Annotated in this window: 13 protein-coding genes; 5 read left to right on the top strand and 8 right to left on the bottom strand. The window is 38.0% G+C overall.

Annotated features, from left to right (window positions below; all coding sequences use genetic code 11):
* On the top strand, positions 1-1,347 hold the full coding sequence (locus GILLI_RS02540) for a dicarboxylate/amino acid:cation symporter (protein WP_006987559.1): 1,347 nt from the start codon (positions 1-3) through the stop codon (positions 1,345-1,347).
* On the opposite strand, the gene GILLI_RS02535 is transcribed toward GILLI_RS02540, so the two are convergent.
* Both GILLI_RS02535 and GILLI_RS02530 read right to left on the bottom strand, forming a co-directional pair.
* Positions 1,331-1,750, bottom strand: a complete 420-nt coding sequence (locus tag GILLI_RS02535; protein ID WP_006987558.1) for a thiol-disulfide oxidoreductase DCC family protein — start codon at positions 1,748-1,750, stop codon at positions 1,331-1,333. The genes GILLI_RS02540 and GILLI_RS02535 overlap by 17 nt on opposite strands.
* The gene (locus GILLI_RS02530; RefSeq protein WP_006987557.1) at positions 1,750-3,936 is read right to left on the bottom strand and encodes an endonuclease MutS2; all 2,187 of its coding nucleotides are present in this window, start codon (positions 3,934-3,936) and stop codon (positions 1,750-1,752) included. Before GILLI_RS02530 ends, GILLI_RS02535 begins: the two co-directional genes overlap by 1 nt.
* Before the next feature lie 48 nt (positions 3,937-3,984).
* On the opposite strand from GILLI_RS02530, the gene GILLI_RS02525 reads away from it, so the two are divergent.
* Complete coding sequence (locus GILLI_RS02525) at positions 3,985-4,650, top strand: uracil-DNA glycosylase (protein ID WP_006987556.1); 666 nt, start codon at positions 3,985-3,987, stop codon at positions 4,648-4,650.
* A 94-nt stretch (positions 4,651-4,744) separates the two neighbouring features.
* On the opposite strand, the gene GILLI_RS02520 is transcribed toward GILLI_RS02525, so the two are convergent.
* The 6 genes from GILLI_RS02520 to GILLI_RS02495 form a co-directional block, all read right to left on the bottom strand.
* Positions 4,745-5,332, bottom strand: coding sequence for a hypothetical protein (locus GILLI_RS02520; RefSeq protein WP_006987555.1), 588 nt, complete (start codon positions 5,330-5,332; stop codon positions 4,745-4,747).
* 36 nt (positions 5,333-5,368) lie between these two features.
* Complete coding sequence (locus tag GILLI_RS02515) at positions 5,369-6,220, bottom strand: substrate-binding domain-containing protein (RefSeq protein WP_006987554.1); 852 nt, start codon at positions 6,218-6,220, stop codon at positions 5,369-5,371.
* Positions 6,221-6,362: 142 nt separating this feature from the next.
* Positions 6,363-7,229 (bottom strand): nucleoside phosphorylase, encoded by an 867-nt coding sequence (locus GILLI_RS02510; protein WP_006987553.1) that lies wholly within the window; start codon positions 7,227-7,229, stop codon positions 6,363-6,365.
* Between the two features lies 1 nt (position 7,230).
* On the bottom strand, positions 7,231-8,160 hold the full coding sequence (locus GILLI_RS02505; protein ID WP_006987552.1) for a DUF1835 domain-containing protein: 930 nt from the start codon (positions 8,158-8,160) through the stop codon (positions 7,231-7,233).
* A gap of 28 nt (positions 8,161-8,188) precedes the next feature.
* Positions 8,189-8,542: a translation initiation factor gene (locus GILLI_RS02500; RefSeq protein ID WP_006987551.1), complete on the bottom strand. Its 354-nt coding sequence runs from the start codon at positions 8,540-8,542 to the stop codon at positions 8,189-8,191.
* A gap of 3 nt (positions 8,543-8,545) precedes the next feature.
* Positions 8,546-9,496, bottom strand: coding sequence for an isopenicillin N synthase family dioxygenase (locus tag GILLI_RS02495; RefSeq protein WP_040506765.1), 951 nt, complete (start codon positions 9,494-9,496; stop codon positions 8,546-8,548).
* Between the two features lie 128 nt (positions 9,497-9,624).
* Between GILLI_RS02495 and GILLI_RS02490 the strand changes: the two genes are divergently transcribed.
* From GILLI_RS02490 to rpsA, 3 genes are all read left to right on the top strand, one after another.
* Complete coding sequence (locus GILLI_RS02490; protein WP_006987549.1) at positions 9,625-11,631, top strand: alpha-ketoacid dehydrogenase subunit alpha/beta; 2,007 nt, start codon at positions 9,625-9,627, stop codon at positions 11,629-11,631.
* Between the two features lie 213 nt (positions 11,632-11,844).
* A complete protein-coding gene (gene cmk, locus GILLI_RS02485) occupies positions 11,845-12,537 on the top strand; it encodes a (d)CMP kinase (RefSeq protein ID WP_006987548.1) in 693 nt (230 codons plus the stop codon).
* A 276-nt stretch (positions 12,538-12,813) separates the two neighbouring features.
* A complete protein-coding gene (gene rpsA, locus GILLI_RS02480) occupies positions 12,814-14,649 on the top strand; it encodes a 30S ribosomal protein S1 (protein ID WP_006987547.1) in 1,836 nt (611 codons plus the stop codon).
* Positions 14,650-14,779: the final 130 nt, after the last annotated feature.

The raw sequence follows: 14,779 nt of genomic DNA, 5'->3' as shown, positions 1-14,779 counted from the left end.
ATGAAAAAATTAGCATTGCACTGGCAGATATTATTAGGGATGGCCGCAGGGGTTATTTTCGCTCTAATTCTTACCAATTTTAGCTGGGGCCCGGGATTTATAGGAGACTGGATAAAACCCTTTGGTAATATTTTTATCAACGCGCTAAAATTAATCGCAGTGCCGCTTATTTTAGCGTCGCTAATAAAAGGTATTTCCGATCTTAAGGATATATCCAAACTTTCAAAAATGGGAACCCGCACCATTTTAATCTATATCTGCACTACTGTAATTGCGGTTTCAATTGGACTAGGATTGGTGAATTTGATCAAGCCCGGGAGTGCCATTACCGAAGAGACCAGGAACGATTTGATTACAAGCTATGAGACAGATGCTTCCAGCCGAATTGCAGATGCACAGCGACAAAAAGAGTCCGGCCCGTTGCAGGCGCTTGAAGATATTGTCCCTAGCAACATATTTGCAGCTGCGGGCGATAATGCCAATATGCTCCAGGTAATATTTTTCGCTATTTTCTTCGGATTGGGACTTATTTTAATTCCTGAATCAGCAGCAAAACCGGTAAAGGACTTTTTCGATAGCTTTAACGACGTGATCCTAAAGTTAATAGATTTAATCATGTTAACTGCTCCTTACGGGGTTTTTGCATTACTGGCTGCCCTCGTAGTAGAATCCCCAAGTACGGATTTATTTGCCGCACTCGCGATGTATGCTATTACAGTTATAATTGGTCTTCTATTAATGATAGGGTTTTATGTCCTAATGGTTTGGATCTTTACTAAAAACACTCCGGCTTTTTTTATAAACGGGATCGCACCGGCGCAATTACTTGGTTTTTCAACCAGTTCCAGCGCGGCAACCCTTCCGGTTACTATGGAACGTGTGGAGGAACATATGGGAGTTCATAAAGAGGTAGCGAGTTTCGTATTGCCAATTGGAGCGACCATTAATATGGATGGAACCAGCCTTTACCAGGCTGTAGCAGCGGTATTTATTGCCCAGGCTTTTGGAATGGATCTTTCCTTTGGTGCACAATTAGGAATAATAGTAACAGCAACTTTAGCCTCCATTGGTTCTGCTGCCGTACCTGGCGCAGGAATGGTAATGTTGGTAATAGTTCTTGCCCAGGCAGGAATTCCGGAAGCCGGATTGGCGCTGATCTTTGCAGTAGACAGACCGCTGGATATGTGTAGAACAACTGTGAATATTACCGGAGACGCTGCGGTGTCCATGATGGTAGCAAAATCTGTAGACAAATTGGGACCACCAAATGTTGTGGAATGGGATGACACCTATCATCCTGAAAAAAACAAATCGGAAAAAGTAAAGGAAACTAATCCAGAAATTTAGCCTTAAGTTCGGGAGTTGGGATCATACACGAGTCTTTTTTTCCAAACCATTTATAACGGTTGTTGGCAATAAGATCATAAACGCCATCCCTTAAGCCTTCCGGTAAAAAAGAGAAATATTTGAGCATAGAATAGCCTCCGGAAAGCTCTTTTGATATTTCCAACGCTGCCGTGGACTTTTTAAAATAAGCAACACCCGGTTCTATTAAAACAATAGAATCCAACTCCTCGGGATCTATGCCTCTTTCAGAAGTGAGCTTTTGACCTATTTCGCTTTGGAGCGAGGCAAATCTAAACACATCTTTTTTATCATGTTCAATGATGAAATTAACAGAATTGTTGCACAGGTTGCAAACACCGTCAAAAAGAATGATTTTTTTATCTTTTGGTAGTTCTGTTGTCATTATTTTATTTTTTTAGCCTGCACCAACTCCAGTTGATCCAGTGAAACATTGGTGGTGAACATCCCGTAATTTACGATCGCTTTTCCTTTTTCTATGGTATCGATAGATCCAACCGCTTTTCCGTTTTCTAAACGCACTCTATCGCCAATTTTTAAACCAACCTTTACTTTAACAGCTTCTTTTTTCTTTTCTATTTCGACCTTTTTCTTTTCTTCTTTCTTGCGTTCCCGTATCACTTCTACCGTTTTCTCTGCTTCCTCTAGTATTTTCTTCTCCTTTACTTTTTTAACTTTAATCTCTTTAGGAGAAGCCTTTACACGTTTAGAATTTTCGATCTCCACAATTTTGACGAATTCCGCTATCAATTCTTTCTTGCGTTTATTATTAAAATATTTCTCGCTCAAATCAAAGATCTTTTGCCCCAAATAGATCAATCGCTGATTGGAATCGAACAATTCCTGATAGCTCTCCAGTTTTTGCTGAATCTTGACATTGGTCTCTTCCAGTTTGTCCTTTTGCTGCGATGTAAGCAACTCTTTCGATTTTAGGGAGTCTGTAGTTTTCTGAAGTTTATGTCGTTCCTTCTGCAGGTCGGCAATGCTTTTATCAAAACGTATTTTTCCCCGTTCCACTTTTTTCTTGGAGCGGTTGATAAGACTGTACGGTATACCGTTTTTTTGTGCAACCTCAAAAGTAAATGAACTTCCGGCTTCTCCCAGCTGAAGTTTATATAACGGTTCCAGAGTTTTGGAATCAAACATCATGTTGGCGTTGGTCATATTGGGTAGTTCATTCGCCAACATCTTTAGATTTGTGTAATGTGTGGTAAGAATTCCGAAGGATTCCCGCTCGTAAAATACCTCCAGAAATGTTTCAGCCAATGCGCCTCCCAGTTCGGGGTCGCTTCCAGTTCCAAATTCATCGATTAGGAATAGCGTCTTGTCGTCACACTTCCGAAGAAAATAATTCATATTCTTGAGCCTGTAACTATAGGTGCTTAAATGATTTTCTATTGACTGATTGTCTCCAATATCGGTAAGAATTTTATCAAATAAGCACATTCTGCTGTATTCATGCACGGGAATCAAAATTCCGCTTTGCAACATAATCTGCAAGAGACCAACTGTTTTCAGGGTGATACTTTTTCCACCGGCATTTGGTCCGGAGATTACAATGATCCTGTTATCCTTTTTCAATTCTATGCTCTGCGGAAAAGTTTTCTCTCCCGTTCTCATGTTATTCCGAAGCAACACAGGGTGATACGCATCTTTTAAATATAATTCCCGGTCTTTGGTTATTTTAGGGAGCAAACCTTTTATCAATTGGGCATATTTAGCCTTTGCTGCGATCACATCAATATCGCTTAACAATTCCTGATATTCCTGCAACAATTCCCTGTGAGGCCTAAGAAAATTTGTAAGGGCCTTTAAGATCCTGTCAATTTCCTCCTTTTCCTCATATTCCAGGTTATTGAGTTCCCGGGTATGGTTTAGCGTTGCTTCAGGTTGAATGTAGACGATGCTTCCTGTTTTGGAATTTCCCATAATCGAGCCCTTGACCTTCTTGCGGTACATCGCTTTAACAGCTAAAACCCTTATATTCTCCACCACACTTTCCCGGATCTCATCCAAATAACCATATTGATTATAGGTAGAAAGGGCAGAAGCAAAGCTTGAATTTATTTTTCCTTTTACCCCGTTCATCGCCCTTCTGGTTTTCTGTAAGAGTGGAGTAGCTTCATCTTTAACTTCTCCAAACCGATTGAATATTTCATCGATTTCCTCTGTGATAACTTTTGTGTATTCTACCGGTTCTGTAGTTTCGTAAATACCGGGATATAATTCCTGAAATTTATTAAAAAACCTCAACTGGATATTTGCTGTTTCCGAAAGGCTTGAAATCTTTTTGAAACTCCCAATCTCCAACATAGAATCTTCGATCCCCAGCATTTTTATTTCCTTGTGAATACTGTCGAAACCGTGGTTGGGAATACGGCTATCCTGTTGGTAGGAACTTACATATTCGTTGGTTTGATTCAGGCCTAAAATGGTCTTTTTAAAGGTTTTGTAAGGTGTTATCTCAAGTGATTTCTCAATTCCCATCTGTGTGATACAAAGTTCACTTATTTGCTTACACACGGTAGGGAATTCTAAATCTAAAAGACTTTTAGTTGCAATTTTTATCATAGTATAATTTCCCTAATTTTGGGACTGTGCAAATTTACTTAAATAATAATGAAGGTCAATATACATAAGAGCTGGAAAAAGGTTTTAAAAAGCGAAATCGAAAAACCCTATTTTCAGGAGTTAGTCGAATTTGTGAATGAAGAATATCAGGAATATATATGTTTCCCTGAAAAAGATTCCATTTTCGAAGCTTTCAATCGCGCAACTTTTGAAAATGTTAAGGTCGTTATCCTGGGGCAGGATCCATATCATGGACCAAATCAGGCACACGGACTTAGTTTTTCTGTTCTTGAGGAAGCAAAAATCCCACAATCCTTAAAAAATATTTATAAAGAAATTGAAGCCGATCTTGGAAATCATTCAGCCATAAACGGTAACCTTGAACATTGGGCAGATCAGGGTGTACTCATGCTCAATGCAGTACTTACTGTAAGGGCTCATGAAGCAGGATCTCACAAAAAGAAGGGATGGGAGAAATTTACAGACAGGGTGATTGAGATTATTTCCGAAGAAAAAGAGGAGGTGGTTTTTATGCTTTGGGGTGGTCCTGCCCAAAAAAAAGCAACCAAAATAGATGGCTTTAAACATCTTGTACTCAACAGTGGTCATCCTTCCCCTTTAAGTGCGATACGGGGTCATTGGTTTGGAAATAAACATTTCAGCAAAACCAATGAGTATTTAATAGCACATGGAAAAACTCCCATCCGGTGGTAAATCAATTAGACCGGAGGAAGTTAACAAGCTAAGAAACGGAAGAATTTTCCGGAAATCCTTTATTGTCAATGGAGGTTTAAACGCAATAATTGGATTAAAACCTGTAACCCAGATTTACTCCAAACTGACCTATAATTGTTGGCGATTGGGAATTGAATAAATTTCGCCCAATTCCGGCATTAAGATCAAGCAGAAACCCTTGTTTGGCAACAAATTTACCACCCAGGCCAAAGCCAACAGCCAAATCTGTATAATTTTCTGTTTCGGTTTGAAAGGAGCCATCGCTATTAAAGAAGGTCTCTTCATTTTCTCCGGTTGAGATCATAGTCAGGCCATTTACATAGAAACCCCAGGCGGTACGGTCACTAAAAAAGTATTTAAATTTACCTGTCAAGGAGAAATCCTTTCTGTAGGCTTCAGCAATATCTTCACTGTCCCGGTTTAAAGCTAAAACAAAAGCTTCTACCGCCCAACTTGTATTTGGGGTTATAATTCGTTCATAAGCGATGTCCAAAGCGCCAAATGCAACCAGATTTAATGCTCCTATGCTAACTTCATTTTTGGAGATATCCCTGTGATAAATGGTTTCTGGTTCTATTTCTGCTGCTATTTGAACCTCACGTTCCTGTGAAAAAACTGCAAGTGAAGTAATAAGAAAGAAAGAAGTAATAATTTTTTGCATAGGTGTGAATTTAATTGAATTGAATTGAATTTGAGATTAAATTGAATGAAAAATATCGGTATAAGATAATTTTTTTGAAATCAAATTAAGGTCTAACAAACTGTTTTGAGTTTTTTCCATTTCTTCCTTGGTAAATTCATACTGGCTCCAGGCGGTAACATCCATCCAGGCTTTAATATCTCTAATTTTTTGATCGTACCTTGTTGCCAGTAATTCCGCAATATCCGGAATTTCTTTAAAACTCGTTGTTTTTGCGTTTATTACATCAAGCATTTTTTTTAGTTCACGGGGATTATTTCTTATGATTTCATTTGTGGCAGCCATCATAAAACAAGGCCAGGGAGTGGGACAGTCTGCAACTCTTTTAAAAATACCCCTGTCAACAAAAGGCTTTGTTGTAAAATGCTCCCACATAAAATATTGAGCAGTATCAAATTTGAGCGCTTTAACGGCGTCTTCTATAGTTCCCACCACTTCAAACTCAAGTTTAGAAAGATCCCAACCTTGATTTTTTGCATTTACATAGGCCATCAACTGAGAGCCGGAGCCTGGCCTGCTTATGGCTGCCTTTGTGTGTTCGAGTTCGGCGAGGGAGGTATATTTTGACCCATCAGAAACATGAACTCCCCAAATAAGAGGAGATTCAACATACGTCTGAATAATTTTAGATGGATTTCCGTCGTGAATATCTTTTATAATTCCTTCGGTCAAAATAATAGCGACATCAATTTCATTATTGCGCAAAGCTTTATTCATAGCTCCGGTACCATCTGGGAAATCCCTCCAGGTTACTGTAAGATGTTCATAGCTAAAATCACCTTCTTCCATGCATAAATGCCAGGGCAGGTTAAAATGTTCAGGCACTCCACCAATTCTTAATGTTTTCATCCGTTTATATTGTCGTTTTAGCGGTCATATATAACATCCATTTAACCATTCCTTTGAATTTCGTCGTAAACATAAAGATTGTTTTCTTTAAAAATATAAAGTTGTTAAAGGAAGAAAATTAATGTTCTTTTAAATAAAAAATTTAAGCTACTATTTGCCTTAATGCCAATTGAATAAGTTTATCTACTGTTTTCTTAGGATCTTTACTGAATTCTTTGGTGGCACGATTGGCAACGATGGCGTTCAAGGAAACCGCGCGATGTCCCATTAATTTTGAGAGTCCGTAAATTGCAGAAGTTTCCATTTCTAGGTTGGTAATCTTTTTTCCTAGATAGTTAAAATCGTGCAACTTTTCATTAAGCTGAGCATCCTTTACTTTAAGGCGTAAAACCCGTCCCTGAGGTCCATAGAAACCACAATTTGTCAAAGTAACTCCACGATGAAATCCCTCATTGAATTTTAAAGCAAGTTCTTTATCCACATTCACCACATAGGGATCGGGATTTTCTTTTGGCCATTTCAGGTGCCTGGTTAGGGCTTCAGAGAATTCTTTTTCCAAAATATGATTGCACTCATAAAAGTGAAGCAGGGCATCAAAACCTATTGCAGACTCAGAAAGTAAAAAAGAATCCAGGGGAATTTCTTCCTGTATAGATCCAGAAGTTCCAATCCGGATGATGTCCAACGAGGTTAATTCCTTTTTGACAGAAAGGGACTTAAAATCTATATTGACCAGGGCATCCAGTTCATTTAAAACGATATCTATATTACCAGTTCCAATTCCGGTTGAGATTACTGTAATCCTTTTTCCCTGATACGTTCCGGTTTGAGTATGAAATTCTCTTTTTTGAACTTTAAATTCTATTTTGTCAAAATACCTGGTAACCGCATTTACGCGCTCAGGATCACCTACGGTAATCACTGTGTTTGCAAGATGTTGGGGTAAAAGATTTAAATGATATACACTTCCATCCTTGTTTTGTATAAATTCTGAAGCCGGTAAAGTCATTTTATAATTTTAAGATATTATGGGTTTCTGCATCATATAAGAAATTATATATTTTCACCCCTCCCAGATATTCTTCATTTTTTAAAACCCTGTAAAAATTTCGGGTACCTTCCAGGGCTTCTTCCCCTTCAGGTGTTAATTCAATTTTGTTTCCCCCTTGTTTAAAAAACATATTGAGTTTATCGAGTACTCTTTGCATTTGCCTGTCCCCATACCCATAATAACCCTGGTATTCCAGGGAATATCCCAATAAGTGGTTCATAGATGTGATGGTATTGGTGGTAATGAGTTTAAGGATGTTCTTTTCCAGAGAGTTTAATCCGGTTTGGGAATTAGGGAAACGCTCAATATGGGCTCGAAGACAACTCGACAGGTATTCAAAATTAGTCTTTTCCTTTATCAGTTTTTTTAATTTCTGCGGATTGTTTTCATTGTATAATTGCCATAACAAACTGGCCATCTCGAGATCATCCTGCTTGAGTGCAATACGCTGCTTATAATGATTTTCAAGATCTTTTAATGGGAGCTGGGAGAGTACATTCTTTTCTTTTTCTCCCTTTAGTTTTTTACTGCAAACCAAGTAAACAGGAACCTTTAAATGGTTTTCCATTAAGTGATTTATCGCAGCCAACATATTTATATGCGAAAAAAGGTCAAATTCAAACCAAAGTACCACCTCATCATACGAATTATAAAACGTGAGTTTCTTTAACTCCTTTAAAAATTGATCCTCGTAATCTTTAGCAGAGATTTGGTAATTCTCCTTTAAAAATTTAGTGCGCAATGCGATGAATTCTTCAGAGCCTAGTTCACTGGCCGTAGGCCCTTCACAAAGCATTTCCCGCCATACTACGATTTCTCCTCCAATCTTGAGATCGAGAATATTTTGGGCAATATCATCTCCATTGATGATGTGCAATTGTTTCGCCATATAAAGAAATTAAATAGTTCAAATAGAATTAACCTCCAACTCGTTTTACCTTGTAACCGTCATGTTTAAGCAGTTGCATAACTTTTTCCCGCACATCTCCCTGAATAATAATTTCTCCGTCTTTTACAGATCCGCCAACTCCACATCTTTTTTTAAGTTGTTTTCCAAGTTGGTTTAAATCTAAATCTGTTCCCTTGAATCCTTTTACAACCGTAACTATTTTTCCGCCACGACCCTTATTGCTAAAGTGAGCTTCCAAATGCTGATTTTCGGGCGCGGGTGTTTCAATGGAATTTGAATTATCCGGATCAACTTCAAAATTTTCATCGGTGGAAAAAACAAAGCCGCCAAGATCTTCCAATCCTAACTTTTTTTTGGCCATACTTTATTTTTTTATAAGCCCTATTTCTACAAGCCGCTGATGTAAAAACTCTCCCGCAGTTATATCTTCGTAGTGTTTAGGATTCTCTTCACTTATGCATTCTTCCAGGCAATTAAGGGACATTTCGCTTCTTGGATGCATGAAAAAAGGAATGGAATACCGTGGTTTGTCCCAATCTTCTTTTGGTGGATTAATAACTTTATGGATGGTAGACCGCAATTTGTTATTGGTAAGTCGTTCCAGCATGTCCCCAACATTGATCACAAGTTCATCTTCTTTAGGAATTGCATCAATCCATTGACCGTCCTTTCGTAAAACCTGTAATCCTCCTGTGGAAGCACCCATTAACAAAGTGATAAGATTGATGTCTCCATGAGCTCCTGCACGTTCTGCGCCCTGTGGCTCTTCTTTTAATGGAGGGTAGTGAATAGGCCGTAAAATGCTGTTTCCGTTACTAACCCAGTGGTCAAAATAATGTTCATCCAACCCAATATAAAGCGCTAAAGCCCTCAACACATAGATTCCGGTTTTCTCAAGCATTCTGTATGCTTCCATTCCGGTATGATTGAAGTCCTTTAATTCTTCTATCTGTACATTTTTTGGATATTCTTCAATCAATTCAGCATCTGGAGTTGGTTCCTGGCCAAAATGCCAGAATTCCTTAAGATCACCTTCTTTTTTACCTTTTGCGTGCTCTTTTCCAAACGAAATATAACCTCTTTGGCCTCCAAGGCCTTCAATTTCATATTTTCTTTTTGTTTCCAGCGGAAGCTCAAAGAAGGATTTTACTTCTTTATAAAGCTCTTCTACCAACTGGTCGCTCAAAAAGTGATTTTTAAGGGAAACAAAGCCTATCTCTTCATAGGCCTTCCCAATTTCATTTACAAATTTTTTCTTACGTTTTGAATCATCAGATAGGAAATCTGCCAAATCTACGCTGGGTATATTATTCATAGCCATTTTATGGAGTGTTTATCTTAGTTTACCTACAAAGTTAAATAAAATTTACGGAGTTTAGATTTTTGATTCAACTTATGATGATGGATTAAAATTAATTACTTTTGTTTAACAAATTTAATCAGATGAATTTTCAATCTCCATTGACTTCGAGGCTATTGTTTGATAAACAAAATCATTCTAACGAGACCCTATTAAGCCTTTACAGGGCTATGCTAAAACCCCGGCTTATCGAGGAAAAAATGCTCATTCTTTTGCGGCAGGGAAAAATCTCTAAATGGTTTAGCGGTATAGGTCAGGAAGCTATTTCAATAGGTGTAACACACTCCCTGCATCCGGATGAATACATTTTACCAATGCATCGTAATTTAGGTGTTTTTACTGCAAGGGAAATCCCGTTGTTTAGATTGTTTTCTCAATGGCAGGGAAAAGCATCAGGCTTCACTAAAGGCAGGGACCGAAGCTTCCATTTTGGAACTCAGGAATTCAAAATAATAGGAATGATCTCTCACCTTGGTCCACAATTAGGTGTTGCAGATGGAATTGCGTTAGCGCATAAATTAAAAAAGGAAAATAAAGTTACAGCTGTATTTACCGGAGAGGGCGGCACCAGCGAAGGAGATTTTCATGAAGCTCTTAATATTGCTTCTGTTTGGGATCTTCCCGTTTTGTTTTGTATTGAAAATAACGGATATGGACTTTCCACACCTACAAACGAGCAGTATCGATGCGAAAACATCAAGGATCGCGGCATAGGTTACGGGATGGAAGCTCATCAAATTGATGGAAATAATATTTTAGAGGTCTTCTCAAAGGTTTCTGGTTTAGCAGAAAGCATGAGAGCTAACCCCCGACCGGTATTGCTTGAATTTAAAACTTTCAGAATGCGTGGCCATGAGGAAGCCAGTGGAACAAAATATGTTCCGGAAGATCTTATGAAGGAATGGGCATTAAAAGACCCTATAAATAATTATAAATCCTTTCTCCTGGAGGAAGGAATACTTTCCGAAGAAACAGATAATGAATATCATAGCGCTATAAAAAAGGAAATTGACGAAAACCTTCTTCTTGCATATGAAGAACCAGCTATAAATTCTTCTGAGATAAATGAATTAAATGACGTATATCAATCATTTGATTATAAGCATTTTGAAGAAAATAAAAAAGGTGAAAATATTAGATTTATAGATGCGATTTCCCAGGGTTTAAAACAGTCTATGCGAAAGCATAATAACCTTGTTTTAATGGGACAGGACATCGCAGATTACGGTGGTGTATTCAAAATTACTGAAGGTTTTCTGGAGGAATTCGGGAAAGACAGAGTTCGAAATACACCAATTTGTGAATCGGGAATAGTGGAGGCTGCAATGGGGCTTTCCATAAATGGGATGAAAGCAATGGTAGAAATGCAATTTGCAGATTTTGTGAGCTCAGGATTTAATCCTGTTGTAAATTACCTGGCTAAATCACATTACCGCTGGAATCAGTCTGCAGATGTTGTAATTAGAATGCCTTGTGGAGCAGGAATTGGAGCAGGACCTTTTCATAGTCAAACAAATGAAGCCTGGTTTACTAAAACTCCGGGATTAAAAGTAGTGTATCCTGCTTTTCCCTATGATGCAAAAGGGCTTTTAAATACTGCAATTAACGATCCTAATCCTGTGTTATTTTTTGAACACAAGGCCTTATACAGAACCATCAGGCAGGATGTACCTACCAATTATTACACCATTCCTTTTGGAAAAGCAGCGCTATTAAAGGAAGGAGAGCAGGTAAGTATTATTACCTACGGCGCACCGGTTCATTGGGTTCTTGAAACCCTTGAAGCATTTCCGGAGCTTAATGTGGATTTGATAGACCTGAGAAGTTTAAAACCAATTGATGAGGATAGTATTTTCAATTCGGTAAAGAAAACAGGTAGAGCCCTTCTTATTACGGAAGATTCTGTTTTTGGAAGTGTTATTTCAGATATTTCTGCAATGATCAATGAAAAATGCTTTGAATATCTGGATGCTCCGGTGATGCGACTTGGGAGTTTGGAAACACCAATTCCTTTCGCTGCGAATCTTGAGAATCAATACCTAATGAAAAACAAAATACACGATAAATTGATGGAACTAATAGACTACTAGTGCTTTTTATTGGGATATAGTTCATTTGGGAATGTGCTGCTTATCGAAGAAATTAGCTGCCCAAAAATAGATTTCCCAAAAAATAATTACTTTTGGCCTTTTTATTTAATGTTTTTGCCACTCTAAATCACCATCCTTCAGGTGAAGCTGTTTTTTATGGTTTTGCTTTTATGAAACACCAGGGATAGGGAATAATAATCTGAAATATTTTTCATGACCAAAAAGATCACAATTGCCATAGATGGATTTTCATCTACCGGAAAAAGTACCGTTGCCAAGCAGTTGGCTAAAGAATTAGGCTATGTATATGTAGACACCGGTGCGATGTACAGAGCGGTTTCGCTCTATGCTATGAATAATTCCATGATCACAGAAAATTCTTTTGACAGGGAGGCATTGATTGAAAAGTTACCTTCTGTGAATCTAAAATTTATATTTGATGAGAATTTAGGTTTTGCAGCAATTTATTTGAACGGAGAAAATGTGGAAGAGCAAATCCGAAAGATGGATGTTTCCAATCATGTAAGCAAGGTAGCATCGGTTTCTGAAGTTCGTGAAAAACTGGTTTCCCTGCAAAAAATAATGGGAGAGGAAAAAGGGATTGTAATGGATGGCCGCGATATAGGAACCGTGGTTTTTCCCAATGCCGAATTAAAACTTTTTATGACCGCTTCTCCGGAAGAAAGAGCTGGTCGAAGGTTTAAGGAATTGGAAGGAAAAGGGGAGAAGGTAAGTTACGATGAGGTTTTTAAAAATGTGGTAGACAGGGATCATATGGATACCACGCGGGAGGATTCCCCACTGGTTATGGCTGAAGATGCCATAGAAATAGACAATTCCTTCCTTACTGTCGAAGAGCAGTTTGATATTATTCTTAGCCTGGCCAAAGAAAAGATTGAGGAATAGAAGCTAAGTTTTTATTGAAATCTTATTTGCAGAGTCTCGCCTATTGAATCTTCTTTTTTGCCTGCGGGATTTATGAAGTGATAACTCTTCGGAAAAAATAAATCAAAAGGGCTTAAGTATTTGAAAGTTAAAATATAAGTTGTATTTTTGCACTCCTTTTCGGCAAAATAATGGAAAAAAGAAAAGGGTTGAAAATCAAATCAATAATCTCTTTTATGTTTTTTATTGCCTGAATTTTTTCCGAAGAAGCATAGAATACAAATAGTATTATCAGCAATGGCTGAAGAAACAAAAAATCAAGAAGTTCAGGATTCTGAAAACTCTGAAGTTCAATCAAAAGCGGCTCCGTCGCCTCAGCAGGAAAACCCTGAAAAATTCTTAGAAGACTTTAACTGGCACAACTACGAAGAAGGAATTGATCCTGTAGATGACCAGAAGTTGGTAGAATTTGAGAAGTTGGTTGCCGAGAATTTCGTAGACACACTGGATGATGAAGTTACCACTGGTAGAGTTATCAATATCACAGATCGTGATGCCATCATTGACATCAACGCAAAAAGTGAAGGTGTAATTTCTCTGAATGAATTTCGTTACAACCCGGATCTTAAAGTAGGGGATGAGGTAGAGGTTTTAATTGATGTACGTGAAGACGCTACCGGTCAATTGATTCTTTCTCACCGTAAAGCCCGTGTGATCATGGCCTGGGATCGTGTGAATAAAGCACATGATGAAAGTTTAATAGTAAATGGTTTTGTGAAATGTCGTACCAAAGGTGGTATGATCGTAGATGTATTTGGAATTGAGGCGTTCTTACCTGGATCTCAAATAGATGTGAAACCAATCAGGGATTATGATGCTTACGTTGGTAAAACAATGGAATTCAAAGTTGTGAAAATCAACCACGAATTTAAAAACGTTGTTGTATCGCATAAAGCACTTATCGAAGCTGATATTGAAGAGCAGAAAAAAGAGATCATTGGTCAGTTAGAAAAAGGTCAGGTACTTGAAGGTACTGTTAAAAACATCACTTCTTACGGTGTGTTTGTTGATCTTGGTGGTGTTGATGGACTTGTTCATATTACAGACCTTAGCTGGTCTCGTATCAATCATCCTAATGAGATCGTGGAACTGGATCAAAAACTAAATGTAGTAATTCTTGACTTCGATGAAGCTAAAACAAGAATTCAATTAGGATTGAAACAATTGCACAAACATCCATGGGAAGCTTTAGATGAAAACTTAAAAGTTGGTGATAAAGTAAAAGGTAAAGTTGTTGTAATCGCAGATTACGGTGCTTTTATTGAAGTTGCTGAAGGTGTTGAAGGTCTTATCCACGTTTCGGAAATGTCATGGAGCACGCATTTGCGTTCTGCACAGGATTTCGTGAAAGTAGGGGATGAGGTTGAAGCGCAAATCCTAACCCTGGATCGTGAGGACCGTAAAATGTCCCTTGGTATTAAGCAATTAACTCCAGATCCATGGACTGATATCACTTCTAAATACCCTGTAGGTTCTAAACACAAAGGAATTGTAAGAAACTTTACAAACTTTGGAGTATTCGTAGAATTGGAAGAAGGAATAGACGGACTTATTTATATCTCTGATCTTTCCTGGACCAAGAAAATCAAACATCCTTCTGAATTCACCAATGTAGGTGATACATTAGAGGTTGTAGTTTTGGAATTGGATGTTGAAGGACGTAAACTTAGTTTAGGTCACAAACAAACCGAAGCCAATCCTTGGGATAAATACGAAACTGAATTTGCTGTTGGAACAACCCATACCGCAGAAATTTCTGAAATAGTAGACAAAGGAGCGACTATCGACTTTAATGAAGATATCACTGCTTTTGTTCCTACCCGTCACCTTGAGAAAGAAGATGGTAAGAAATTAAGCCAGGGAGAATCTGCAGAATTTCAGATCATCGAGTTCAACAAAGAATTCAAACGTGTAGTAGCATCTCATACTGCTATCTTTAAAGAAGAGGAACAACAAATTGTGAAGCAAGCCGCTAAAAAAGCTGCTGCAACCCAAAGCAATGATAAAACCACAATTGGTGATGTCAATGCAGATCTTCAGGCTTTAAAAGATAGAATGGAGGGAAAAAGCTAAATTGCTTTCACACCGGTTCAACCGGGTATATAATTAAAAAACCTCTCCGGAATTCCGGAGAGGTTTTTCTTTTTAATCATAACCTGTCTTTATACTTACACAGTTTGAAGCTTGTTTCTCTGTGAAGTTT

This window comes from Gillisia limnaea DSM 15749, assembly GCF_000243235.1.
GTDB classification, from domain to species: domain Bacteria; phylum Bacteroidota; class Bacteroidia; order Flavobacteriales; family Flavobacteriaceae; genus Gillisia; species Gillisia limnaea.
This window is presented reverse-complemented; position numbering and strand designations above follow the sequence as displayed.